At 66.6% G+C, this 6,331-nt stretch carries 6 protein-coding genes; 2 read left to right on the forward strand and 4 right to left on the reverse strand.

Annotated features, from left to right (window positions below):
* Window positions 1–111: 111 nt before the first annotated feature.
* The 3 genes from ACIBJF_RS51455 to ACIBJF_RS51465 are packed head-to-tail and all read right to left on the reverse strand — an operon-like array spanning window position 112 to window position 2,075.
* A complete protein-coding gene (locus ACIBJF_RS51455; RefSeq protein ID WP_399184802.1) occupies window positions 112–447 on the reverse strand; it encodes a hypothetical protein in 336 nt (111 codons plus the stop codon).
* Window positions 444–1,694 carry an IS256 family transposase gene (locus tag ACIBJF_RS51460; protein ID WP_399184803.1) on the reverse strand — a complete coding sequence of 417 codons (1,251 nt, stop codon included), beginning with the start codon at window positions 1,692–1,694 and terminating at the stop codon, window positions 444–446. The genes ACIBJF_RS51455 and ACIBJF_RS51460 overlap by 4 nt, the downstream gene beginning before the upstream one ends.
* A gap of 57 nt (window positions 1,695–1,751) precedes the next feature.
* On the reverse strand, window positions 1,752–2,075 hold the full coding sequence (locus ACIBJF_RS51465) for a hypothetical protein (RefSeq protein WP_399184804.1): 324 nt from the start codon (window positions 2,073–2,075) through the stop codon (window positions 1,752–1,754).
* Between the two features lie 169 nt (window positions 2,076–2,244).
* Between ACIBJF_RS51465 and ACIBJF_RS51470 the strand changes: the two genes are divergently transcribed.
* Both ACIBJF_RS51470 and ACIBJF_RS51475 read left to right on the forward strand, forming a co-directional pair.
* Window positions 2,245–2,841, forward strand: a complete 597-nt coding sequence (locus ACIBJF_RS51470) for a CYTH domain-containing protein (RefSeq protein WP_399184805.1) — start codon at window positions 2,245–2,247, stop codon at window positions 2,839–2,841.
* Window positions 2,842–3,327: 486 nt separating this feature from the next.
* The gene (locus ACIBJF_RS51475) at window positions 3,328–4,242 is read left to right on the forward strand and encodes a hypothetical protein (RefSeq protein WP_399184806.1); all 915 of its coding nucleotides are present in this window, start codon (window positions 3,328–3,330) and stop codon (window positions 4,240–4,242) included.
* 390 nt (window positions 4,243–4,632) lie between these two features.
* On the opposite strand, the gene ACIBJF_RS51480 is transcribed toward ACIBJF_RS51475, so the two are convergent.
* The gene (locus tag ACIBJF_RS51480; RefSeq protein ID WP_399184807.1) at window positions 4,633–6,093 is read right to left on the reverse strand and encodes an IS4 family transposase; all 1,461 of its coding nucleotides are present in this window, start codon (window positions 6,091–6,093) and stop codon (window positions 4,633–4,635) included.
* Window positions 6,094–6,331: the final 238 nt, after the last annotated feature.

Below are 6,331 nucleotides of genomic sequence, written 5' to 3' on the forward strand. Positions count from 1 at the left end.
TCACCTGGGGCTCCTTCGCCGTCACGAAGTGGGTGACTGGCGTCTACCCAGACCACCCGCGGAGGGCGGGACTTCGCCCCTTCATCGCATCAATACCTGTGGATGGCTTGATCACGGCGGCGGGTTGACCCCTTGGATGGACTGCCACCCAGAGCCCGGGGTGGCTGACGTCAGGAGTTGGACTCCTGCGCCCTGGAGAGTCACGAGCGCGGTGTGGACAGGGTCGAGTTCGTCGACGGAACGCCCGAAGTAGGCATGGATCTGCGTCAGCTCCAGATCGATGACCTCAGCCGAGTCGCGGATGTGGTTGAAGCGCGCGCCGAGGCGAACCGGCCCGAGGATGCAGCGCACGGTGGCGGTGGCCTCGGACGGGGTCATGGCGGTGACTTGGTCGATCTGCAGTTCCACCGCGGCGATATGGCCGCCGGGATAGATGGGCTCGGTCATGCCGCCACCTTGCTGCGCTCGACCAGGACGCCTTTCTCGAAGCGTGCACCGGAACGGACCAGAGGCACCAGGTGGGCGCCGGTGATCGCACGCCAGCGGGCCTGGGCGGACTCGATGAGCTTGAACACCATCGCGAGGGCCGCGGCGGGACTGCCGGCCCCGCGGGTGACCTTGGTGCGGAGCTTGACTGTGGAGAACGTCGACTCGATGGGGTTCGTGGTCCGCAGGTGGACCCAGTGCTCGGCCGGAAAGTCGTAGAACGCCAGCAACTCGTCCCGGTCTTCGGTGATCTTCGCGACGGCCTTGGGCCATTTCGTGCCGTAGGTGCGGGTGAACGCCTCGATCGCCTGCTCGGCGTGGGCGCGGTCCTCGGCGTTGTAGATCTCCTGCATTGCTTTCGTCGCGCCCGGCTGCGCGGACTTCGGAAGACAGTTCGTGACGTTCCGGGCCTTGTGAACCCAGCACCTCTGATGCCTCGCGGCGGGGAAGACCTCGGCCAGGGCCTTCCACAGGCCCATCGCGCCGTCGCCGACGACGAGTTCGGGGTCGCGCATGCCGCGTCGGCGGCAGTCGCGCAGCAGGTCGGCCCAGGACTCGGTGGACTCCCGCAGCCCCTCGGCCAGGGCAATCAGCTCCTTGGTGCCGTCCAGGCGGATGCCGAGCAGGACCAGGACGCACGAGTGTGCCTGTCCAAGCCTCACCTTCGGGTGCACACCGTCGGCCCAGACGTAGACGAAGTCGCGGTCGGACAGGTCGCGGTCCTGGAAGGCGGAGTGGTCGTCCTGCCACTGCTTCGTCAGCCGGGTCACCGTTGCCGCCGACAGGCCGGCCGCGCCGCCGAGAAACTGCTCCAGCGCGGGCACGAAGTCCCCGGATGACAGTCCGTGCAGGTAGAGCAGCGGCAGCACCTCCGAGATCTTCGGCGACTTGCGGCACCACGGTGCCAGGATCTTCGAGGAGAACCGCTTGCGCTCGCCGGTCGCCTCGTCGACACGACGGTCGTTCACCCGCGGAGCAATCACCTCGACAGGACCGGCCGCGGTGACCACGGTCCGGGGCCGGTGGCGGCCGTTGCGGACCACCAGGCGCCTCCCATGCTCGTCGGTCTCGGCTGCCAACTCCGCTATGTACTGGTTGACCTCCGCCTCCAGCGCGGCGGCCAGCATCCGGCGTGCGCCTTCGCGGACGATCTCGTCGATCAGGGAGCCGGACTGTGTGGAGCCGTCATCGGTGACTACGCTGAGCACGGGCGTGCCTTCCCGACCCGCGCTGCTACGCGGGCCTACTCGGAGACCTTCAAAGGATCATTCGGGAAGGTACGCCCTCCGCGTCCCTCCCCACACCGATCCACAAGTCCTGAGCATTGCTCGGCGGTCCGCGTCGACGAGTTCCTCACCGAACAGCTTGCTTGAAGCGTCCGCCATCACCTGGGCGACCTGCACGCTCGGCACGGTGATGATGCTGGCTCCGCCGAGGACCACGATCCCTGTCCACAACGGCGGACACAACCGCGAGCCAGGAGAGACCACAACGTTCGCCCCGTCCGGCGCGGCACAGAACTCCACTGGCTTCGCCGCCAGTTCTTTCCATAGTTCCCGGGCCCGGTCAAGCAAGAGATCGCTAGTCATGGCCGAATCGTGTCCGGCCCCACGCTCTTGGACGACTGATTTACGGGGGCAGAGGCCGCAGGCATCCTCACGTCGCGACGCCTCGTGCACCACGCTTCCGCTTGCGGCACGACGACCACAGAACGAGCGACAACAACGCCTCCAACTCGCTGTCGCGGACATGTAGTCTATGAATCGTCGCAGTTCAGAGCAGGTTCACGAGCTCCTGCGGTCGGTAAAGATCTCCAGGGCGCGGTCGCCGATGGTGAACTGGCCCCGGGGTCTGCTGTTCGACGACTTGCCGCAGTTCGGCGACGATCTGTTCGGAGCGGCACTGGCTGACGTTTCCGACCTTTTCGGTCTCCTCGGACATGGCTTTCACCATTCAAGTGCGGGCCTCGCAGAGATCACTTACAAGCCGCCGTCCACCGTGGCCACCCACAGCGCGCACAGCGTGATCTCCAAGTCGGAGACGAACGTCCGCCTCGACTCGGCGAGCCAGGCCGCACTCGCCAACCAACTGCTGGAGAACATCGGCATGCGACTGCTGGTCCGCGTGGAAAAGCACCGCGAGACCTACCGCCACGCGCTGCACCCGGACGTCACCGTCAGCATCGACACGGTGGCCGGCGTCGGCACCTTCGTGGAGACGGAAGTCATCAGCGCCAACGCGACGCAGGCTGCCCTGCGCGCCGGCCACGTCGAGAAGGGACTCGACGTGGCCGACCTACCCATCGTCGATGTGCCCTACCGGGATCTCGCCCTTGCCCATGTCGCCGCTCCTTGAGCAGCGAGCACCCGCACGCCCCTGCGCCCGTGCCTTTGAACTCGATGGCATCGAACTCCGGTCGCGCCGACCAGATGGTGTCCAGACGCCGCAGCAGAGGGCACCGTAGAGGTCGGCGTCGTCACGTTGCCGAAACGGTCGGCTGGCCGCGCAGCTGTGGTGTCACTGGCCGTCGGTAGCGTGAGAAGCGTGATGGTGGGCACCGAAGAAGCCAGGCTGGTCGTGCTGCGCGGCAACAGCGCCTCAGGCAAATCGTCTGTCGGCTGGCCTCCGTAAGAGGTGTCGGCGGCGGCTCAACGCTGGTTCGGCCGTCGTCGAGAAGAGGTTCGGCCGCGGCCTGGCCCTGGTCGGTCAGGACAACCTCAGCGAATGAAAGCTCCGAAGGGTCTCGAGGTTCACAGGCAAGCTCGGAGCGTCGCATGTCCATTTATCTTCACGGCTTCCCTGCAGCCAAGTAACCTCTGGGGAAATTGCCAAGGGGGGCATGTGAAATATCAAAAAGGGATCTTCGCCGCCGTAACCGTGACCGGTTTGATCGCCTTCGCGGCGAGCAGAACTACGGTGCGGCAAGCCACCACTGCGTCAACGCTCAACTCGACGCCAGAGATACCTCACGAGTCTCCTGAGGGTCACTACGATGCCCGCAAAGGAGCTGCCGGCTACGCGCCCATTGTCGGAACCCTCGGCGCACTGGCGGTTGCCGCAGTCGTCGTCGTGTTCACAACTCTCCCTGACCCCCTGCGCCACAGTGAGGCCGCTGCGTTTGCGACAGGGCTTTTCGTCGTCACCGTCATCGGCAGCATTATCGGAGCCATCTCCCTGGCTGCCATCGGTGGAGAAAGCGCCCTGACGCCCAACTTGACGCCGGCGGTGATGTACGCCGCTGTTGCGGTCGTCATCGCACTCGTCGATGTGGTCGCAGCGTTCGAAATGCTCGCCTCGCTCGTGCTGTCCCCTGCCCGCCTCCTCCTGCAGGTGATCACAGGTATAGCCGGAGCCCTCGGAGTGTTCTTCACCGCCCTTGCGCTGGGAGACAGCTGGGCCACTCACCCGGCGGCGCACACGTCCGGCTATGAGAGGTGGAGATCCGCAGAGTGGATCACTTCGCAGCACGACGCAGACAGGGCCGCGATCCGCGTCTCGGCCATCGGTATTCTCCCGGCCGTGGCAGGCACGGCCCTGCGAGTCACCAAGGTGCTGCATCCGACGGCACATGTCGCCGCGGCGAACACGATCACTCTCAGCGGTCTGGCCTTGACGGTCGTTGCCACGGTTCTCAGCGCCCTGCGTTCCCGGCATCCCGAAAGCGGGCCATCGCGGGGCACGCGTCGATGGGAGGCTTACGCCACTACCCTCGCCACCAGTTCCTACACCGCCATCCTCCTGATTTTTTTGCCGTGAGGAGGGCGCAGGTCATGTGGCCGCGCGACAATCATCTGGCCTGACGGCGCCGCTTGCCGAGGCTCATCAACGACAAAAGTGGCGTCACACCGGGTGCCGTAGCAGCACTCTCGCTGTCAGCCCGAAAGCCATTGAGAGTCCGTATGGCCAACGAATTCAGTGATCTTGCGAATGAGCTGTTGCGGCGGATGGCCACCGATCAGCATGCACGAGGAGTGTGCCAGGACGGACGTGCATCGCCGGATGGGGAGGTCATGCTGGCAGTGGACGCTGACAACACTGCGTGCTTGCCTCGGTCTTCGACCGGTATGGACGGCCCGGCCACGCTCTGGTGGGCTGTGCTTGATCCAAGGCCGGGTAGTTAACGTATTTACGCTGGTGGAAAGGGGTTTATGGGGCGGCCTGGCTGGTGTAGGTGGCGGGTCCGGCTTTGTGTATGAGTCCTTGGCGGGCCCATCGGTCGAGTTGGCGGCGCATAGTGCCCAGGGTGACGTCGCCGAGATGGCGGGCGAGGTCCCGCGGGTGCCAGCAGCGGTCGGGGGCTGTGCGGAGGAGGGCCAGAACGCGCTGCCTGCGGCGGTCGTCCGGCGGGATGTGACGGTCGTCGTGTGTGGTGGTGGGGAGGCTCGGCTCGGGCTCGAGGATGGCGATGTCGAGGCCGGTGACGGTGCGGCTGGTGTCCGGGCGGCCGTCGTCCTGGCGGTCGTGGTAGCGGGAGATGGGTGACTTCACCTTGCGGGTGCTCACACGGGGCCGCCTCGGTGGGAGAAGTCCGGCCAGGAGCTGCTGGCCGATGACGCCGGCCGTCCCGCAGCTGGTGATGCCGGCGGCCTGGACGACCAGGCCCCGGGCCGTGTGCAGGGCGATGGTGAAGCCGCAGCGGTCCGGGTCGGTGCCCGGCCGGGACTCGGCGGCCTCGACCATGACCGCGCGCAGGGCCTGGTAGAGCGCGAGCAGGGCCCACATCTCCTGCTCGACGCCGACAGGGTCGCCCGAGTGGAACACCCGGCCCTGCAGGAGGGTATGCCGCAGCGCGTAGTAAGCCGATTCGTGCTCCCACCGCTGGTGGTAGAGGGTGACCAGGGCCGGGGCCGGGTAGCGGCGGGCGCAGGTCAAGGTGGTGGCGAGCCGGTAGGCGCCGGTGAACGAGGTGTCGTCCTTGCAGGTCACGGTGATCTTCGCTTCGACGATGCGGACCGGGAGGGTGCCGATGGCGGACAGGTAGGAGCCGTCCGTGAGGCGGGTCAGGACGGGGGTGCGGCGGTTGGCGCGGAGGCGGCCCAAGAACTGGGCGCCGGTGTCGGCCACGGCGGCAGGGAAGGCGTTGGCGTCGAAGCCCTTGTCCCACAGGACCAGCATGTCCGGGCCCAAGTGGTGCAGCAGGCGACGCGCGTAGGCGGTCTCGCCGATCCCGGTGGGGCCGAACACCGCTCCGATCAGGGCCCGGGTTCCGGTCTCCACGAGGGTCATCAGCTCCACCATCGGGTAGCCGCCGCGGCTCTGCGGTCCGAACCGATCCACGTTGCGGACATTGTCGGGGATCTTGATGGAGCTGCAACCGTCGAAGGAGACCGTTCGAAACCGCCCGTATCGCACGCCTGGCGTCGTTGGCTGGGCCAGCGGCCCGGACAGCACCTCGAACAGGCGCCGCATCGGACGGGTATCGATGCGGCGGCGCAGGTCACGCAGGGCCGTCGCGGTCGGCCGGACCACCTTCAGCTCCGTCAGGCCGGCCAGACCTGCGGTGAGCTTGTGCCAGACCAGCGTGTAGCCGACCTCCGGGAACAGACACATCGCCAGCAGGAAGTAGACCCCGACTCGTGAGGGCAGGGCCCGTAACCGACGCTGCACCGTGCGGGTTTTCCTCCAGAACCGAATCGACGAGTTCGAACGGCACGATGCGGGTCAGCTCACCGAGATGACCGGGAGCAAATTGCCCCGCGGCCACCGTGAACACGCGGGAGACGGTCATCAGACCAGGCGGCAGGGCACAATGAGCCTTTCCCGGTAAGCGATCATGCCTGTGTGTGATCGTTTAGACGGTGCGGTCGTATTCGAGCTGGAGCAGGACGAGGGCTGCGGCGGCGAT

Origin of the sequence: Streptomyces sp. NPDC050743 (genome assembly GCF_044456925.1) — a bacterium.
Classification (GTDB): Bacteria; Actinomycetota; Actinomycetes; order Streptomycetales; family Streptomycetaceae; genus Streptomyces.